The following is a 16,189-nucleotide window of genomic DNA, read 5'->3' as shown; positions in this document are numbered from 1 at the left end:
AGCCGTCAGGAGCCGGACGCGGCGGTCTCGGCCTCGACGGCCTCCAGACTCGCCAGGAGGTCCTCGGCCGGGATCCTTCCGTTGGCCACCATGCGTGCTCCGCCGCGGCGCAGGGCGGCCGCCAGGGGCACGGCCCACAGGTTCTCGTACACGAGGACGCCCGCGGAGTTGCCGGGTTCGAGGACGGCGGCGGCCTCCTGGAGGTCGTCCTCGCCGAGCAGGCCCGAGGAGGCGCCCTCGAACACGGCCAGGTCGAGTTCCCCGTCCCCGTCCAGGTCGGCGGCCTTCAGCGCGGTGACCGAACCGTCCTCGTCCTTGCGGACGAAGGACAGGTCGAGGACACGGATGACGCGCCGCTCGACGAGGTCGAGCAGCAGGGGCAGCCCTTCTCCGGTCATGCGGTTTCCCGGGAACTCCAGGATCAGGAAGTCCACGGGGCCCATCTCGGAGAATTCGTCGACGCTCATTCCGACTCCTCGCTGGCGGCTCTCGGCCTTCGACCGTGCGGCGGCCACGCCCCCGGCCGCACTCGTTGCCGCCTCCCATTGCAGCATCGCGCGACCGCGCGCGCACCTTCGCGGCGGCCCCGGGCCGCCGCACGGCCCGCCGCCGTCCCCGCCACCCGTTCGGCGGACCCGCCGGGCAGCCGGGGGGCCGCGCGGCTGATCCCGCTGTCGCGGTGGACCGGCGATCCCGACGACTACTCCCCGCCCACCGACGTGCCCGTCCCGGCCGGCGCCGACACCACGACGGCGCCCGTCGAGCAGGTCCACGCGCTCGGCGGCCGGGACTACTTCGCCCTCCTCAACCGGATGATGGCCGACAATCCCCCCGACCCCGCCGACGCCCCGTTCCTGGGCACCCTCGCCAAGCTCGGCATCGCACCCGGCGCGAGCCTGGACGGCCTGTCCTCCGAGGAGCTCGCCGTCCTGGACGCGGGCGCGCGGCGCGGCCCGGAGGCCCTGCGCGAGCTGTTCGCCCGGGCGGAGTCCGCGAAGACCGGCGGCTGGGCCGTGCACCGGGGGCTGGGGGACTACGGAACGGACTACGCCAAGCGCGCGGTGATCACCCGGTTCGGGTACGGAGCCAACCTCGACGCCGACGCCCTGTACCCGCACGCCACCACCGACGCCGACGGCCGGCCCCTCGACGGCGCCCACACCTACGTGCTGCACTTCGACGCCGGACGGACCCCGCCCGTCCAGGGCTTCTGGTCCCTCACGATGATGAACGAGCGCCAGTTCTTCGCCGACAACCCGTTGGACCGGTACGCGATCGGCGACCGCAGCGGCATGCGGACCGGCCCCGACGGCTCCCTGGACATCTACGTCCAGCACGACGACCCCGGACCCGACCGCCGGGACAACTGGCTCCCCGCCCCCGCGGGAAGCTTCAACGTCTTCCTGCGCCTGTACTGGCCCGAGGAGTCCGCCCTCACCGGCGACTGGACCCCGCCGGCCCTGCGCCGCACCGGCTGACCCCCGCCGGGCCCGGAGCCGTCATGCCCGGCGACGGGCCGGACGGACGCGGTGACGCGGGCCGCCGGACGAAGCCGGGCGCCCGCCCCCGTCATGGCCGGTTCTGCCAGAACATGGTCATTGCGGCCCTCGGGGGCGGCGCGGAATGATCGGCGCATGCTCCCACCGCACAGAGTCGTCGTCGCGGCCTTCCCCGGCGTCGAACTGCTCAACGTCACGGGCCCGGCCGAGGTGTTCTCGATGGCCGGCCGGGTCGCCGGCTCCGGCCGGCCCGGCTACACCGTGCGCGTCGCGACGGCCGGCGGCGAGCCGGTGGCCACCTCCAGCGGGATCCGGCTGATGGCCGACCTGGCGCTGGACGAGGTGGAAGGCGACGTGGACACCCTGCTCGTGTCGGGTGCCGTCCGCGTGCGCGACCACGAGGTGGAGCCGGTGCTCGACCGCGGGATCATCGACTGGCTGCGCGAAGTGGCGCCCGGTACCGGCCGGCTGGGGTCCGTCTGCTCGGGCGCGCACCTGCTGGCGGCGGCGGGGCTGCTGGACGGCCGTTCCGCCACGACCCACTGGCGGACGGCCGGGCGGCTGGCCGCCGACCATCCGCTCGTCGCCGTCGACCCGGACCCGATCTTCATCCGGGAGGGCCGGCTGTGGACCTGCGCCGGCATCGCGGCGGGGATGGACATGGCGCTGGCCATGGTCGCCGAGGACCACGGCCCCGCACTCGCGCTCGCCACCGCCCGCACGATGGTCATGTACGTCAAACGCGCGGGCGGGCAGAGCCAGTTCAGCGTGCCGCTCGCCCCTCCCGCGGCGCCCGGCGACCGGCTGGACGATCTGCGCGTGTGGATCGGCGAGCACCTCGCCGAGGACCTGTCCGCCGAAGTCCTCGCGGGGCGGCTGCACCTGAGCGTGCGTCACTTCTCGCGGCTGTTCCGGCGGCGCACCGGCACCACCCCGGCCGCGTACGTCGAGTCCGTCCGGCTGGAGGCCGCGCGCCGGCTGCTCCAGGACAGCGCCCACGGCCTGCCCGAGATCGCCGCCCTCAGCGGGCTCGGTTCCGTGGAGAGCCTGCACCGTTCCTTCCGGCGCCGTCTCGGCACCACCCCCGCCGAGTACCGGCGCCGCTTCCGCTGAACCCCGCACCCCCTCCCCTCCCCTCCCCTCCCCTCCCCTCCCCTCCCCCTGCCGCCCGCGGACCACCGCGCGGCGGAGGACAGTCATGCCCAAGGAGAGAACCGTGTCCCGAACCAAGGTCGTCCCCCTCCCGGTCATGGGCCGGCACCACATCAACGCGTACCTGCTGCTGGGCCGCAGACCCGTCATCGTCGACGCGGGAACGCCCGGCAGCGGCCGGAGGATCCACGACCAGGTCGCCGCCCACGGCGTGGACCCCGCCGACGTGTCGCTGATCGTCCTCACCCACGGCCACATCGACCACTTCGGCTCCGCCGCCGAACTGCACCGCCTGACCGGGGCGCCCGTCGCGGGCCACGTCGCCGACCTCGGCCCCTACCGCACCGGCCGGGCCCGCGAGCCGTACCTGCCCACCGGACCGATGGGCCGCCTCATGGCCCGGCACAGGAACCTGCACCTCAAGGTCCCCCCGGTCGAACCCGACGTGGTCGTGACCGGCGAGACGGACCTGGAGGACTTCGGGATCGCGGCGCGCATCATGCCCACCCCGGGGCACACCGCCGGTTCGGTCTCCGTCCTCACCGACCGGGGGGACCTCGTGGCCGGCGACCTGATCGCCAACTCCTTCTTCGGCCTCGTGCGGGGCCGGCCCGCCAACCCTCCCTTCCACGACGACCCGTCGGGGAACCTCGCCAGCCTGCGCGAGATGCTCGCCCTGAACCCCGTCAGCCTCCACGTCGGCCACGGCACCCCGCTGGAACCCGACCGGGTCCGGCGCTGGGCCGACCGGGAGCACCGGCGGCTGTCCCGGCGCGAAGCGGCGGGCCGGCTCCCGTCCGCGCGGGGGTAGCGTGACGATCATGGAATCATCGAGGAGGACCACCGCCACCGACCAGGCGCCCGCGGACCCGGCCGCCACCGACGACATGCTGGCCACCCAGCCGGTCGGCTACTGGTGCGGGCTGACGCAGGCGGCCGTCACCCGGCGGCTGCGCGACGCCATGGCCAGGATCGACGTCACGCAGCCGCAGTACTGGGTGCTCAACCGCGTGAACGGCGGCCCCGCGGCGCCGAGCCGGGACGAGGTCGTCGCGCAACTGACGCACCTCGCCGACGGGCCGCACGAGGTGGCCCGGGCCGTCGACCAGCTGCTCCACCGCGCCTGGCTCCGGACCGACGACGGAGGGCGCCTGCGCCTCACGGACGCCGGCGAGGCCGCCCGGGTGCGGATCCGCGAGCTGGCGACCGAGGTGCGCGCCGTGGTCCACGAGGGCATCAGCGACGAGGAGTACGTGGCCGCGCTCAAGGTGCTGCGCAGGATGGTGGCCAACGTCGGGGGTCACGGGGGTGCCGGCGGTCCGTCCTGACGCGGCGGCCCCGTGACGGGCCCCTTCGCATCTCACGGGGGGGGTGGGTCAGGGCGCGGCGAGCCGGTCCACCAGGAGGCGGACCCTGCGCTCGGTGTCCTCCGGGGGCAGTCGCCGTGCCCGGGTGAGGGTGGCCAGTCCGTGCAGGGCGGCCCAGAACGTCTCGGTGAACAGCCCCGGGGCGACGCCCTCCCCGGCGACCTCGCCGAGGCTTTCCAGCAGGGCCGCGAAGGCGTCCTTGAGCGGCTCGGGGGTGTCCTCGCGCGCGAACGCCAGGCCGCCGTCGAGCTGGAACATGGCGTCGTAGACCGCCGGGTTGCGCACGGCGAAGTCGAGGTAGGCGCGGGCGAGGGCGGTGACCCGGCCCCGGGGGCCGTCCGCCGCCGAGGCCGCGGCGCGCACCGCCGCGGCCATCTCGGCGGCGCCTTCGAGGGCGACGGCGCCGATGATCTCGCGCTTGCCGCGGAAGTGGCTGTAGAGGACGGGCTGGCTGTACTCGATGCGCTCGGCGAGCCGGCGGGTGGTGACGGCGTCCCAGCCCTGCCGCTCGGCGAGTTCACGGGCCGTGGCCACGATGAGGCGCTCGCGGTCCGCCCGTTCGCGCTGCTTGCGTTCCTGTACCGACATGATGCGATTCTAGCACCGCTAGACAAACGAGCGGCAGCAGTACTAGCGTTGCCTCATCAGCTAGCAGTGCTAGAAAACTGGAGGGGTCATCGTGCTCGACGCGCTCGAGGTCGTCACCACCGTGGTCGTCGGCCTGATGGTCGGCGTGGAGTTCTCCGTCGCCTTCGTCATGAACCGGATCTTCGACGCCCTCCCCGGGGACGGCGGCCAGCTCGGCCGCGCCCACGGGGGCCGGATGCTCGGCGCCGTGATGCCGGTCTGGTACGTCTCCTCGCTCGTCCTGAGCGCGGTCTGGGCCGCCGCCGCGTGGGACCGCCCCGGCACCGGCCTCGTCGTCGTCGCCGCCGCGCTGCTGGTCGTGAGCGTGGTCATGTCGGTCCTGCTGCTCGTCCCGATCAACGACCGGAGCAAGACGTGGACCCCCGAGAACCGGCCCGCCGACTGGAAGGAGCAGGCGAACCGCTGGGACCGCTACCACTACGTCCGCGTCGCCGTCATCATCGCCGCCTTCACCCTGCTGGTCACCGCGCTGGTCTGACGTCCCGGGCGGGGGCCTGCTGGAGGTGGAGGAAGAGGGCGACGGGGTCGAGGCCGGCCGCGTCCAGGAGGGGGCCCAGCCCGCGGCGGGCCTGGTCGCCCTGGGCCGTGGGGCGGGGGGCGCCGGTCTGGAAGGTGGCCAGGGGGGTCGCGGGGGCGGAGATCCGGAAGGCGGTCCACTGCCTGCCGCGCTGGCGGATCAGGACCGGGCGGGACCAGGCCATGAAGCAGGGGACGCCGGTGCCGCGGGCGTGGGCGCGGGCCAGGACGGGGCCCGGCCAGAGGCCGTCGGGGAGGCCGGCCAGGAGCGTGACGGCCTTCGCGCAGGCCGCCTGCGGGTTGCTGAACTCGCCGGCGAGCTCCCAGACGCCGGCCTCGTAGGCCGCGCTCAGATGGGCGGCGTCGAGCGCCCGGTGCGCTTCGGCGACGGGGTCGGGGACGGCGCGGGCGCGCTTGGCCAGGTCCTCCACGTCGGCCCCGGTGGCCACGGGGGCGCCGCGGCGGCCGGGCGGCAGGAAGAGGTCCGCCGCGTGGTGCGGCTCGGCGCGGGCGGCGGCGGTGCGGCCGAGCCGCCAGGCGGCCGCCGCGACGGGGTCCGCCTCCGGCCCCTCGATGTCGCCGTGCAGTCCGAGGAGGGACACGCACACGGCGATCACCGCGTCGAGGCGCCGCCGCTGGCCCTCGGGCGGGTCCTGGTCCGTGGCGTCGAGGGCGCGGAGGAGGTCGGCGGTGACGGCGCGCCAGCCGTAGTCGTCCTCGTCCCAGGCCCCGGCGGCGAGGAGCCGCAGGTGCAGGGCGGTGACCAGGAGGGTGGTGGACAGCGCCCAGGGGCGGCCTCCGGCCGTCGGGGCGTCGCCGGTCTCCCCCTCCGCGGCCTCCCGGGCGAGACGGCGGGCCAGTCCGCCGATCCAGTCGCGGGCGTGGTCGCGGGCGCTGTCGGGCAGCACGGAGGCGCCGCCCTCCTCCGCCCCGGCCCCCGGGTCCGTGGACGGCCCGGCTTCCGACGGCTCGTCCTCGTCGTCCGCCGCGAGGGGGCCGAAGGCCGCTTCGGTGAGTTCCGCCCCCAGGCTCCGGCGGCAGTCGGCCACCGTCGGGACCCCCGCGTCCGTGGCGGCGAGTTCGCGCAGCCGGATGACGTCCTGCTCGAACCGGCGCGCCGGCGCCGCGTCGCGGAACAGGTCGCCGACGGCGTATCCGCCGGAGAGGCGCGGCACCGTGACGCCCGCGCCGCGCGGTGCGCGGCGTTCGGCGTCGTCCGGCGGCGGCGGGGTGGTGCCGGTGACGAGGACGGCGAGTTCGCAGTTGCGGGCGGGGCCTTCCGCGCCGGCGCCGGAGGCTCCGGTGGCGTCTCCGACGGCGCGGGCGAGGGCCGCCCCGGTCAGGTCGGGGCTTCCCGTGAGGGCGTGCCAGGTGTCGCCGACGCGCCATTCGGCGAGCTTGCCGTGGCGCGCCCGGGTCCCGGCGAGTTCGCGGATCCGGACGGCGGGGTGGCCGGCGAGGGCGTCGCGGAGGCCGGCGGCGTCGTGGCCGGACCGGCGGGGCCGGATCCCGAGGACGACCTCGGCCGGGGAGAGCCGGTCGCACAGGCGGCGCAGGATCTCGCCCGTGGGGTCCGCGGAGGGGGCGTACAGGCGGAGTTCGTCCACCGGGCCGGTGGGGAGCCGGTCGATCAGGGGCTCGCGGAGGTTGTGCGCCAGCTCCACGACCGGGCCCTCCGGTTCCACGGGCGGGGCCTCGCAGTGGAGTTCCGTCAGGAGGTCGGCGAGGTGGCGCAGGTGGTCCGCCCACCACGGGGTCACGGCGACGGCGTCCGGCAGGGCCTCCAGCCAGTCCGCGAGGTCCGCGAGGACGGGGTGGGAGGCGCCGCCGTCCGTGGCGACGACGGTCCACGGCTCGTCTTCGACGCCCCCGCCCGGCCGGGCCGGGTCGCCCGGGCCGATGGCGACGCGGCAGGCGTCGTCGCCGAGCAGCAGGGCCAGTTCGGGGCGGAAGGCGCCGTGGCAGGAGGCGACGCCGTGGAGGTGGTCGCGTCCGGCCCGCCGGACGTCGGCGGCCTCGCGCGGGGCGGGTCCGGCGTCGCCCAGGACCGCGACGCGGGCGCCGAGCGCGCGGGCCGGCCCGGCGACCGCTTCGGGGAAGGGCCGGTCGGCGGTGTGGCCGAGGACGAGGAACTCCCGCAGGGGCGCCTTGTCCTGGCGTTCCCGCCAGTCCCTCAGGAGGGAGGCGGGCGAGGCGAAACCGGTGTGCACCACTGCTGTCATGCCCTCGGGCTCCCGTGTCGTCGTGCCTTCACGTCCAGGCGGTTCCGTGCGCCGTCCGCCGGGGCGGGCGGGACGAGTGGGCGGGCACGGACGCCGGCCCGCGCGCGGGGCTCCTCGCCGGTCCGGAGCGACGGGGGAGCGCGGTGTACCGGCCCTGCCCCGGCCCGTGCCGGTCCCGCTGCGCACGCGTGCATCCCGGTGCCTTCCCCCTCGGCTGCCGCAGACGATACCGCCGCCGTCCGGCACCGTCCCGCGGGGGTGCCGGGCGGCGGGGCCGGGTGCGCGGCGGGTCACAGGGCGCTGACGATGTCCTCCACGCGGTCCTTGGCGTCGCCGAAGAGCATGGTGGTGTTGGGGCGGAAGAAGAGGGGGTTCTGGACGCCCGCGTAGCCGGAGGCCATCGAGCGTTTGAAGACGATGACCTGGCCGGCCTCCCAGACGGTGAGGACGGGCATGCCGGCGATGGGGCTGCCCGGGTCCTCGGCGCCGGCCGGGTTGACGGTGTCGTTGGCGCCGATGACGAGGACGACGTCGGTGTCGGCGAAGTCGCCGTTGATCTCGTCCATCTCCAGGACGATGTCGTACGGCACCTTGGCCTCGGCCAGGAGGACGTTCATGTGGCCGGGCAGGCGGCCGGCGACGGGGTGGATGCCGAAGCGGACGTCGACGCCCCGGTCGCGGAGCTTGGAGGCGAGTTCCGCGACCGGGTACTGGGCCTGGGCGACGGCCATGCCGTATCCGGGGGTGATGATGACCGAGCGGGCGGCGGCGAGGAGTTCGGCGGCGCCCTGGGCGGTGATCTCCTGGTGTTCGCCGTAGTCGACGTCGGAGCCCGAGGGGGCCTCGATGCCGAAGCCGCCGGCGATCACCGACAGGAACGAGCGGTTCATCGCCTTGCACATGATGTAGCTGAGGTAGGCGCCGGAGGAGCCGACGAGGGCGCCGGTGACGATCAGCAGGTCGTTGCCGAGGAGGAAGCCGGAGGCGGCGGCGGCCCAGCCGGAGTAGCTGTTGAGCATCGAGACGACGACGGGCATGTCGCCGCCGCCGATGGAGGCGACCAGGTGCCAGCCGAGGGCGAGGGCCAGGGCGGTGGCCGCGACGAGCAGCCAGAGGGCGGGGGCGACGGTGAAGCGGACGGTGAGGACGAGGAAGAGGGCGACGGCACCGAGGTTGAGGGCGTTCTTGCCGGGGAGCGTCAGCGGCCTGGAGTCGATGCGGGCGGCGAGTTTGAGGTAGGCGACGATCGAGCCGGTGAAGGTGACGGCGCCGATGAAGACGCCGACGAAGACCTCGGCGTGGTGGATGCCGAGGGTGCCGAGCGCGTCGAGGGCGGCGGCCTCGGCGCCGCCGGGGTGGTGTTCCACGTCGAGGTAGCCGTTCCAGCCGACGAGGACGGCGGCGAGTCCGACGAAGGAGTGGAGCAGCGCGATGAGTTCGGGCATGCCGGTCATCTCGACGCCCCGGGCCCGCCACAGGCCGATGAGCGCGCCGGCGAGCATGGCCGCGGCGAGGAGGCCGGCGGCGCCGGCGCCGATGCCCCGGTCGGCGGCGAGGACGACGGTGGCGACGAGGGCGACGGCCATGCCGAGCATGCCGAAGGCGTTGCCGAGCCGGGCCGATTCGTGCTTGGAGAGGCCGGCGAGGGCGAGGATGAAGAGCAGCGCGGCGACGAGGTAGGCCGCCTGGGCGGCGTGGGTGGCGGACATGTCAGCTCCTGTTGAACATTCCGAGCATGCGGCGCGTCACCGCGAAGCCGCCGAAGACGTTGATGCTCGCCAGCAGGATCGCGACGGCCGCGAGCACGGTGACGGCGGTGGAGCCGTGGCCGATCTGGAGCAGCGCGCCGACGACGATGATCCCGGAGATCGCGTTGGTCACCGACATCAGCGGGGTGTGCAGGGCGTGGTGCACGTGTCCGATGACGTAGTAGCCGATGACGATGGCGAGGACGAAGACCGTGACGTGGGGCAGGAGCGCGGGCGGGGCGAAGCCGACGACGAGGAAGAGCGCGAGGGCGGCGAGGGCGACGCCGGCGAAGCGCCGCGCCGGTGTCACGGGCGTCCGCACCGGCGAGACGGGGGCCGGGGCCCCGGAGGCGGCGGGGGCGGGGGCGGCCGAGACCTGGACGGGCGGCGGCGGCCAGGCCGGTTCGCCGTCGCGGACGACGGTGACGGAGCGCTGCACGGGGTCGTCCCAGTCGAGGACCGGGCGGCCGTCCTTGCCGGGGGTCAGGAGCTTGAGGAGGTTGAGGAGGTTGGTGCCGTAGAGCTGGCTCGCCTGGGCGGGGAGGCGGCCGGCGAGGTCGGTGTAGCCGAGGATCGTGACGCCGTTGGCGGTGACGGTCCGCTCCCCCGGTACGGTGCCCTCGACGTTGCCGCCGTTGGCGGCGGCCATGTCCACGATCACCGAGCCGGGCTTCATGGCGGCGACCGTCCCGGCGGTGATCAGCCGGGGCGCGGGGCGGCCGGGGATCAGGGCGGTGGTGATGACGATGTCGGCCTCGCGGCACTGCTCGCCGTAGAGGGCGGCCTCGCGGGCCTTGTAGTCGTCGCCCATCTCCTTGGCGTAGCCGGTCGCCGAGACCTCCGTCTCCGGGGACTCGATCGCCAGGTACTCGCCGCCCAGCGAGCGGACCTGGTCGGCCACTTCGGGGCGCGGGTCGGTGGCGCGGACGATCGCGCCGAGCGAGCCGGCGGTGCCGATGGCGGCGAGGCCGGCGACGCCCGCGCCGGCGACGAGGACCCGGGCGGGCGGCACCTTGCCGGCGGCGGTGACCTGGCCGGTGAAGAAGCGGCCGAACTCGTGGGCCGCCTCGACGACGGCGCGGTAGCCGGCGATGTTCGCCATCGAGGACAGGACGTCCAGGGACTGGGCCCGGCTGATGCGGGGCACGGCATCCATGGACAGGACGGTGAGGGGGCGCCGGCCCAGGTCCTCGACCGTCGCCGGGTCGAGGGCGGGGGCGAACAGCGCGATGACCGTGGACCCGGGGCGCACCCGGTCCAGCAGTTCCGGCGGCGGGGCGTTCACGCCGAGCACGACGTCCGCCGTGACCGCCTCGCCGACGCGGGCGCCGGCCGCCTCGTAGGCGGCGTCGGGGAAGCCCGCCGCCGCGCCCGCGTCCGGGTCGACGACGACCTCGTAGCCGAGCCCGCGGATCTTCTCGACCGTGGCGGGCGTCGCCGCCACCCGCCGCTCGCCGTCGCGCGCCTCCTTGAGGACTCCGACAATCACCACACCCCTCCGTTCGCCGCTGTCGTCCCCCACCTTGGCCTCCGCGGACCGCTCCGGGAAGAAGGCTCGCACGCGGGAGGCCGAAGATCGTTCATGTATATGAATCCGGGGGGTGGCCGGGCTAGGGTGGGCCGGGCCGGGCAGGACCGGTCGACATTTCGAACGTGACGACCTGACCAGGCGGTGTTTCATGACCCTGTTCGACATGCCCCTCGACCGGCTGCGGGAGTACCGCAGCGCGTCGGTGGAGCCGGAGGACTTCGACGCGTTCTGGGCGAAGACCCTCGGCGGGGCGCGGGAGCACGCGCTGGACGCGCGGTTCGAGCGCGTGGCGACGGGGCTCGCGACGGTGGAGACGTACGACGTGACCTTCGCCGGCTTCGGCGGGCAGCCGGTCAAGGGCTGGTTCGTCGTCCCGGCCGGGGTGACCGAACCGGTGCCGGCCGTCGTGGAGTTCCTCGGGTACGGCGGCGGGCGCGGGCTCGCGCACAGCCATCTGCTGTGGGCCTCGGCCGGGTTCGCGCACTTCGTGATGGACACCCGCGGTCAGGGCAGCGGTTGGGCGCCGGGCGACACCGCGGACCCGGTGGGCAGCGCGCCGGCGTTCCCGGGGTTCATGACGCGGGGCGTGGAGGCTCCGGAGACGTACTACTACCGGCGCCTGTACACGGACGCGGTGCGCGCGGTGGAGGCGGCCCGCTCGCATCCGCTGGTGGACGCGGAGCGCACCGCGGTGACCGGGATCAGCCAGGGCGGCGGCATCACGGTGGCCGTCTCGGGGCTGGTGCCGGATCTGGCGGCGGTGGCGCCGGACGTGCCGTTCCTGTGCGACTTCCCGCGCGCGACGACGGTGACGGACCGGACGCCGTACCGGGAGATCGGCAACTACCTGAAGACGCACCGGGGCCGGGTGGAGCGGGTGCGGGAGACCCTCGCCTACTTCGACGGGGTGCACTTCGCGGCCCGGGCGACGGCGCCGGCGCTGTTCTCCACCGCGCTGGAGGACCAGACCTGCCCGCCGTCGACGGTGTTCGCGGCGTTCAACGCGTACGCGCACGAGGACAAGGCGATCGAGGTCTACGACTTCAACGACCACGAGGGCGGCGGCGCGTTCCAGCAGGCGGCGCAGCTGGCCTGGCTGCCGGAGCGGCTCCGCGCCCGGTAGTCCCCTTGCCCCCTCCCCTGGTCTGGACCTGTCGGGCGTCCGGCGTCAAGCTGGGCGCATGGACTTGGAGTTGCGGCATCTGAAGACGGTCCGGGCCATCGCCGAGGCGGGCAGCCTCACGCGCGCGGCCACCGCCCTCGGGCTGGCGCAGCCCGCCCTCAGCGCCCAGCTCAAGCGGATCGAACGGGTCCTGGGCGGGCCGCTGTTCGTGCGCGGCAGGGAGGGCGTGCGGGCCACCGCCCTGGGCGATCTGGTCCTGGAGCGGGCCCGGGTGGTGCTCCCCGCCGTGTGCGGGCTCCAGGAGGAGGCCGTCAGGTTCGCCCGGGACGGCGCCGCGGGGCACCGCCTCGGCGGCACCCACGGGCCGCTGCTGGGCGGCCTGGTGGACCGGCTCGCCCGGACCGAGCCGGACGCGCGGGTGACCACGTACACCTCCTGGTCGGAGCGGGAGGTCGCCTGCGGGGTGGTGGCCGGGCGGCTCGACTTCGCGCTCGTCGGGGTCTGCGGGGAGAGCTCCCCTCCGGAGGCGGGGCGGCTCGCCTGGACGGAGGTGGCCCGCGACCCCGTGTACGTGATGCTGGCGGCCGGCCATCCGCTGGCCTCCCGCCCGCGGGTGGCGCTGGCCGAACTCGCCGCCGAGGACTGGACGGACGTGCCGGGCGACGGCTGTTTCGGCGACTGCTTCGCCGCCGCCTGCGTGCGGTCCGGCTTCACCCCGGCCCGGGTGTACGAGACGGACACCGCCTCCTGCGTCCACCTGGTCCAGGTGGGCCGGGCGGTGGGTCTGTGCCGGGCCACCTTCCCCGCCACGCCGGGCATCGTCACCCGCCCCCTGGCGGGCACGCCGCTCGTCTGGCGCCACCTCCTGGGCTGGCACCCCGAGGGCGGCGCGGCCGGCCGGGCCGCCACCGTCCTCGCCCACGCCCGCGACGCCCACGCGGAGGCGCTGGCGCGCAGCGCGGGACGGACGGCGGACGCCGCCCGCTGAGGTCCCGTCAGGTGTCGTACAGGCCGTCCCAGGGGGCGGAGAACCCCAGGCCGTCGGGGTGGAGTTCCGCCCATTCCGTCTCCCCGCCCTCACCGTCCCCGCCGCGGTCCTCCACGACCAGGCCGAACAGGGCGCCCTCGAACCGCACGGCGAAGGGCGCGATCGCGATGGACTCGTACCGCCGCCCGGGCAGGGCGTCCAGCCATCCGTCCAGGAGCGTGTCGGCGGCGTCGATCGCCCCCCGCTCCCCCTGGGCCGTGGTGCCGGTGGAGGCGATGCTCGATCCCAGGTGCCCGCCGGCGCGGTCGAAGCGGTGGAGGACGGCGTACCAGCGCTTCCGCTCCCGCCAGTCGTCGTCCATCGTCCAGCCCTCGGGGAAGGCGGCGGTGACCGAGGCGAAGAACTGGCCGCCGTCCCACCGGCCGATGGTGGAGGTGCGGTGGTCGGGCTCGTACGCGATCGGGACGACCTCGGGAACGCTCATGGGCACACCGTAACCGCCGCCGCCGACAGCGCCCGGGGCCATAACGCGGAGGGAGGGGCCGGGTGGGGGCTCCCGGTCCGCCGGGCGCGTTCCTACGGTTCTCGGCAGATCCCCCACCGAGAACCGAGGAGACTCCCCATGCTCCGACGACACGCCCGTGCGGCGTGTACCGCGCTGGCCGCCGCCGGGATGGCGCTGGCCGGCCTCCAGGCCGGGTCCGCGACCGCCGCGCAGCCCTCCCCCGGGACCGGCCCGGCCGCGCAGAGCGCCGCCCGGGCGCTCGGCGCCGCCGAGGCGCGGCCCGAGCTGCTGGCCGCGATGGGCCGTGACCTGGGCCTGACCCGGGCGCAGGCAGAGCGCCGGCTGGTGAACGAGGCCGAGGCGGGCGCCACCGCCGCCCGGCTCCGCGACCGGCTCGGCGGCTCCTTCGCGGGGGCCTGGGTCGCGGGGGCCGAGTCCGGCTCCCTGACCGTGGCCACCACCCGCTCCGCCGACCTCGCCGCGATCCGGGCGGCCGGGGCCGACGCCTCGCTCGTCCGCCACGGGCTGTCCGCGCTGGAGCGGGCGAAGGCGTCCCTGGACCGGTCGGCGACCGCCGACGCGCCGGTCCGGTACGTGGACGTCCGCGCGAACGCGCTGGTCGTCGAGGAGACCCGGGCCGGCGCCGGAGCCCGCCTGGTGGCGGCCGCCGGTGTGCCGGCGGAGCTCGTGCGGGTCGTGCGGTCCGCCGGGGCGCCGCGCCCGCTGTACGACCTCCGGGGCGGCGACGCGTACTACATGGGCGGCGGCGGGCGCTGCTCGGTCGGCTTCCCGGTGACCCGGGGCACCACGCAGGGCTTCGCGACGGCCGGGCACTGCGGCCGCGCCGGCCAGACCACCAGCGGCTACAACCAGGTCGCGCAGGGCAGCTTCCAGGGGTCGGTCTTCCCCGGCAGCGACATGGCCTGGGTCGCGGCCAACTCCAGCTGGACGTCGACGCCTTACGTGAAGGGCGCGGGCGGCGCGAACGTGCAGGTCACGGGGTCCGTGCTGCAGCCCGTGGGCGCCTCGGTGTGCCGCTCCGGCTCCACCACCGGCTGGCACTGCGGCACCATCCAGCAGCACAACACGAGCGTCACCTACGCGGAGGGCACGATCACCGGGGTGACCCGGACGACCGTGTGCGCCGAGCCGGGCGACTCCGGCGGCTCGTACATCTCCGGCAGCCAGGCCCAGGGCGTGACCTCGGGCGGCTCCGGCAACTGCTCCAGCGGCGGCACGACGTACTTCCAGCCGCTGAACCCGATCCTGTCGGCCTACGGCCTGACCCTGAGGACCACCGGGTCCGACCCGGGCCCCGGCCCCGGCCCCGGTGAGCCGGAGCCGGGCGGCACCTGGAAGGCGGGCACGGTGTACGCGGCCGGCGCCACGGTCACGTACGGCGGTTCCACCTACCGCTGCCTCCAGGGCCACCAGGCCCAGGCGGGCTGGGAGCCGTCGAACGTACCGGCCCTCTGGCAGCGCGTCTGAGCCGCGCCACCCCGGGCACGCCGAGCGCCACCCGCCCCCGCCGGGCGGGTGGCGCTCGGCGTGGGCCCGGCGCCGACCCCCTGTCGCCCCGAACCCGCCCGCTATCCGCGTTTGCACTTATAGCGCGTGTGCAATTATTGTCGAAGCACGCAAAGCGCTCACTCAAGCAATCACGGAAGGGCTGAGCCATGCCGCTCGCACTCCTCGCCCTGGCGGTCGGGGCCTTCGGAATCGGCACCACCGAGTTCGTCGTCATGGGGCTGCTGCCCCAGATCGCCACCGACTACGGCGTCTCCATCCCCACCGCGGGACTGCTGGTCACCGGCTACGCCCTCGGTGTCGTCATCGGCGCGCCGGTGCTGACCGTCCTCGGCAACAAGGTGAGCCGCAAACGGATGCTCATGCTGCTGATGGGCCTGTTCGTGATCGGCAACCTGGTCTCCGCCCTCGCCCCGAGCTTCGGGACGATGCTGGCCGGCCGCGTGGTCGCCTCGCTCGCCCACGGCTCGTTCTTCGGCATCGGGTCCGTCGTCGCCGCCGGCCTCGTCGCCCCGGACCGCAAGGCCGGGGCCATCGCCACCATGTTCACCGGCCTGACGGTCGCCAACGTCGTCGGCGTGCCGCTCGGCACCCTCGTCGGGCAGGCCGTCGGCTGGCGCACCACCTTCGCGATCGTCGCCGCGCTCGGCGTCGCCGGACTGCTCGGCATCGCCCGGCTCGTCCCCGCCCTGCCCCGCCCCGAAGGCGCTCGCCTGCGCCGGGAGCTGACCGCCTTCCGCAACCCGCAGGTGCTGCTCGCGATGGCGATGACGGTCCTCGGCTTCGGCGGCGTCTTCGCCGCGATCACCTACATCGCCCCGATGATGACCGAGGTCGCCGGATACTCGGAGGGCGCCGTCACCTGGCTGCTCGTCCTCTTCGGCACCGGCATGTTCCTCGGCAACCTCGTCGGCGGCCGGTACGCCGACCGCGCGCTGATGCCGCTGCTGTACACCACGCTCGGCGGGCTCGCCGTCGTCCTCGCGCTGTTCACCTTCGCCGCCCACAGCAAGGTGCTCTCCGCCGTCGCCGTCCTCCTCGTCGGGGCGCTCGGCTTCGCCACCGTCCCGCCGCTGCAGAAGCGGGTCCTCGACCAGGCGCACGGCGCGCCGACCCTGGCCTCCGCCGTCAACATCGGCGCCTTCAACCTCGGCAACGCGCTCGCCGCCTGGCTCGGCGGGCTCGTCATCGCCGCCGGCCTCGGCTACACCGCCCCGAACTGGGTGGGCGCCGCCCTGGCCGCCGCCGCCCTCGGCCTCGCCCTCTGGTCGGCCGCGCTGGAGCGCCGCGCCCCCGCCGCTGCCGCACCGGCCGACGCCGCCGCCGTCACCCCCGCCCGTACCCCCGTGCACCACTGACCCGC

15 protein-coding genes are annotated in these 16,189 nt (G+C 75.3%); 9 read left to right on the top strand and 6 right to left on the bottom strand.

What is annotated here, in order from left to right:
* Positions 1-5: 5 nt before the first annotated feature.
* Complete coding sequence (locus tag ACF1ED_RS02750; protein ID WP_391756571.1) at positions 6-467, bottom strand: DUF6325 family protein; 462 nt, start codon at positions 465-467, stop codon at positions 6-8.
* A gap of 78 nt (positions 468-545) precedes the next feature.
* Here ACF1ED_RS02750 and ACF1ED_RS02745 point away from each other — a divergent pair, with 78 nt between their 5' ends.
* From ACF1ED_RS02745 to ACF1ED_RS02730, 4 genes are all read left to right on the top strand, one after another.
* A complete protein-coding gene (locus ACF1ED_RS02745; protein ID WP_391756570.1) occupies positions 546-1,478 on the top strand; it encodes a DUF1214 domain-containing protein in 933 nt (310 codons plus the stop codon).
* A 156-nt stretch (positions 1,479-1,634) separates the two neighbouring features.
* Positions 1,635-2,612, top strand: a complete 978-nt coding sequence (locus tag ACF1ED_RS02740; RefSeq protein ID WP_391756569.1) for a GlxA family transcriptional regulator — start codon at positions 1,635-1,637, stop codon at positions 2,610-2,612.
* 103 nt (positions 2,613-2,715) lie between these two features.
* A complete protein-coding gene (locus ACF1ED_RS02735; protein WP_391756568.1) occupies positions 2,716-3,462 on the top strand; it encodes an MBL fold metallo-hydrolase in 747 nt (248 codons plus the stop codon).
* A gap of 10 nt (positions 3,463-3,472) precedes the next feature.
* Positions 3,473-3,979 (top strand): MarR family winged helix-turn-helix transcriptional regulator, encoded by a 507-nt coding sequence (locus tag ACF1ED_RS02730; protein ID WP_391756567.1) that lies wholly within the window; start codon positions 3,473-3,475, stop codon positions 3,977-3,979.
* A gap of 48 nt (positions 3,980-4,027) precedes the next feature.
* Here ACF1ED_RS02730 and ACF1ED_RS02725 read toward each other — a convergent pair whose 3' ends face one another.
* Complete coding sequence (locus tag ACF1ED_RS02725) at positions 4,028-4,606, bottom strand: TetR/AcrR family transcriptional regulator (RefSeq protein ID WP_391756566.1); 579 nt, start codon at positions 4,604-4,606, stop codon at positions 4,028-4,030.
* A gap of 91 nt (positions 4,607-4,697) precedes the next feature.
* Here ACF1ED_RS02725 and ACF1ED_RS02720 point away from each other — a divergent pair, with 91 nt between their 5' ends.
* A complete protein-coding gene (locus ACF1ED_RS02720) occupies positions 4,698-5,144 on the top strand; it encodes an anthrone oxygenase family protein (protein WP_391756565.1) in 447 nt (148 codons plus the stop codon).
* On the opposite strand, the gene ACF1ED_RS02715 is transcribed toward ACF1ED_RS02720, so the two are convergent.
* The 3 genes from ACF1ED_RS02715 to ACF1ED_RS02705 all read right to left on the bottom strand — a co-directional run bounded on the left by ACF1ED_RS02715 (position 5,128) and on the right by ACF1ED_RS02705 (position 10,641).
* Positions 5,128-7,404, bottom strand: coding sequence for a hypothetical protein (locus tag ACF1ED_RS02715; RefSeq protein WP_391756564.1), 2,277 nt, complete (start codon positions 7,402-7,404; stop codon positions 5,128-5,130). The two genes, ACF1ED_RS02720 and ACF1ED_RS02715, sit on opposite strands and share 17 nt — an antisense overlap.
* 290 nt (positions 7,405-7,694) lie before the next feature.
* Positions 7,695-9,113: a Re/Si-specific NAD(P)(+) transhydrogenase subunit beta gene (gene pntB / locus ACF1ED_RS02710; RefSeq protein WP_391756563.1), complete on the bottom strand. Its 1,419-nt coding sequence runs from the start codon at positions 9,111-9,113 to the stop codon at positions 7,695-7,697.
* A gap of 1 nt (position 9,114) precedes the next feature.
* On the bottom strand, positions 9,115-10,641 hold the full coding sequence (locus tag ACF1ED_RS02705; RefSeq protein WP_391756805.1) for a Re/Si-specific NAD(P)(+) transhydrogenase subunit alpha: 1,527 nt from the start codon (positions 10,639-10,641) through the stop codon (positions 9,115-9,117).
* Positions 10,642-10,831: 190 nt separating this feature from the next.
* On the opposite strand from ACF1ED_RS02705, the gene ACF1ED_RS02700 reads away from it, so the two are divergent.
* A complete protein-coding gene (locus ACF1ED_RS02700) occupies positions 10,832-11,806 on the top strand; it encodes an acetylxylan esterase (protein ID WP_391756562.1) in 975 nt (324 codons plus the stop codon).
* A 58-nt stretch (positions 11,807-11,864) separates the two neighbouring features.
* Positions 11,865-12,794 (top strand): LysR family transcriptional regulator, encoded by a 930-nt coding sequence (locus tag ACF1ED_RS02695; protein ID WP_391756561.1) that lies wholly within the window; start codon positions 11,865-11,867, stop codon positions 12,792-12,794.
* Between the two features lie 7 nt (positions 12,795-12,801).
* Here ACF1ED_RS02695 and ACF1ED_RS02690 read toward each other — a convergent pair whose 3' ends face one another.
* A complete protein-coding gene (locus ACF1ED_RS02690) occupies positions 12,802-13,278 on the bottom strand; it encodes a hypothetical protein (protein ID WP_391756560.1) in 477 nt (158 codons plus the stop codon).
* A 138-nt stretch (positions 13,279-13,416) separates the two neighbouring features.
* Between ACF1ED_RS02690 and ACF1ED_RS02685 the strand changes: the two genes are divergently transcribed.
* Positions 13,417-14,787, top strand: coding sequence for a carbohydrate-binding protein (locus ACF1ED_RS02685; protein WP_391756559.1), 1,371 nt, complete (start codon positions 13,417-13,419; stop codon positions 14,785-14,787).
* 188 nt (positions 14,788-14,975) lie between these two features.
* Entirely contained in the window at positions 14,976-16,184 is a 1,209-nt protein-coding gene (locus tag ACF1ED_RS02680; protein ID WP_391756558.1) for an MFS transporter, read from the top strand.
* The last annotated feature ends 5 nt before the right edge of the window (positions 16,185-16,189 follow it).

This window comes from Streptomyces sp. NPDC014656 (assembly GCF_043084305.1).
Classification (GTDB): Bacteria; Actinomycetota; Actinomycetes; order Streptomycetales; family Streptomycetaceae; genus Streptomyces.
Note: the sequence above shows the minus strand (reverse complement) of the source record. Positions and strands in the feature narration are given on the sequence as shown.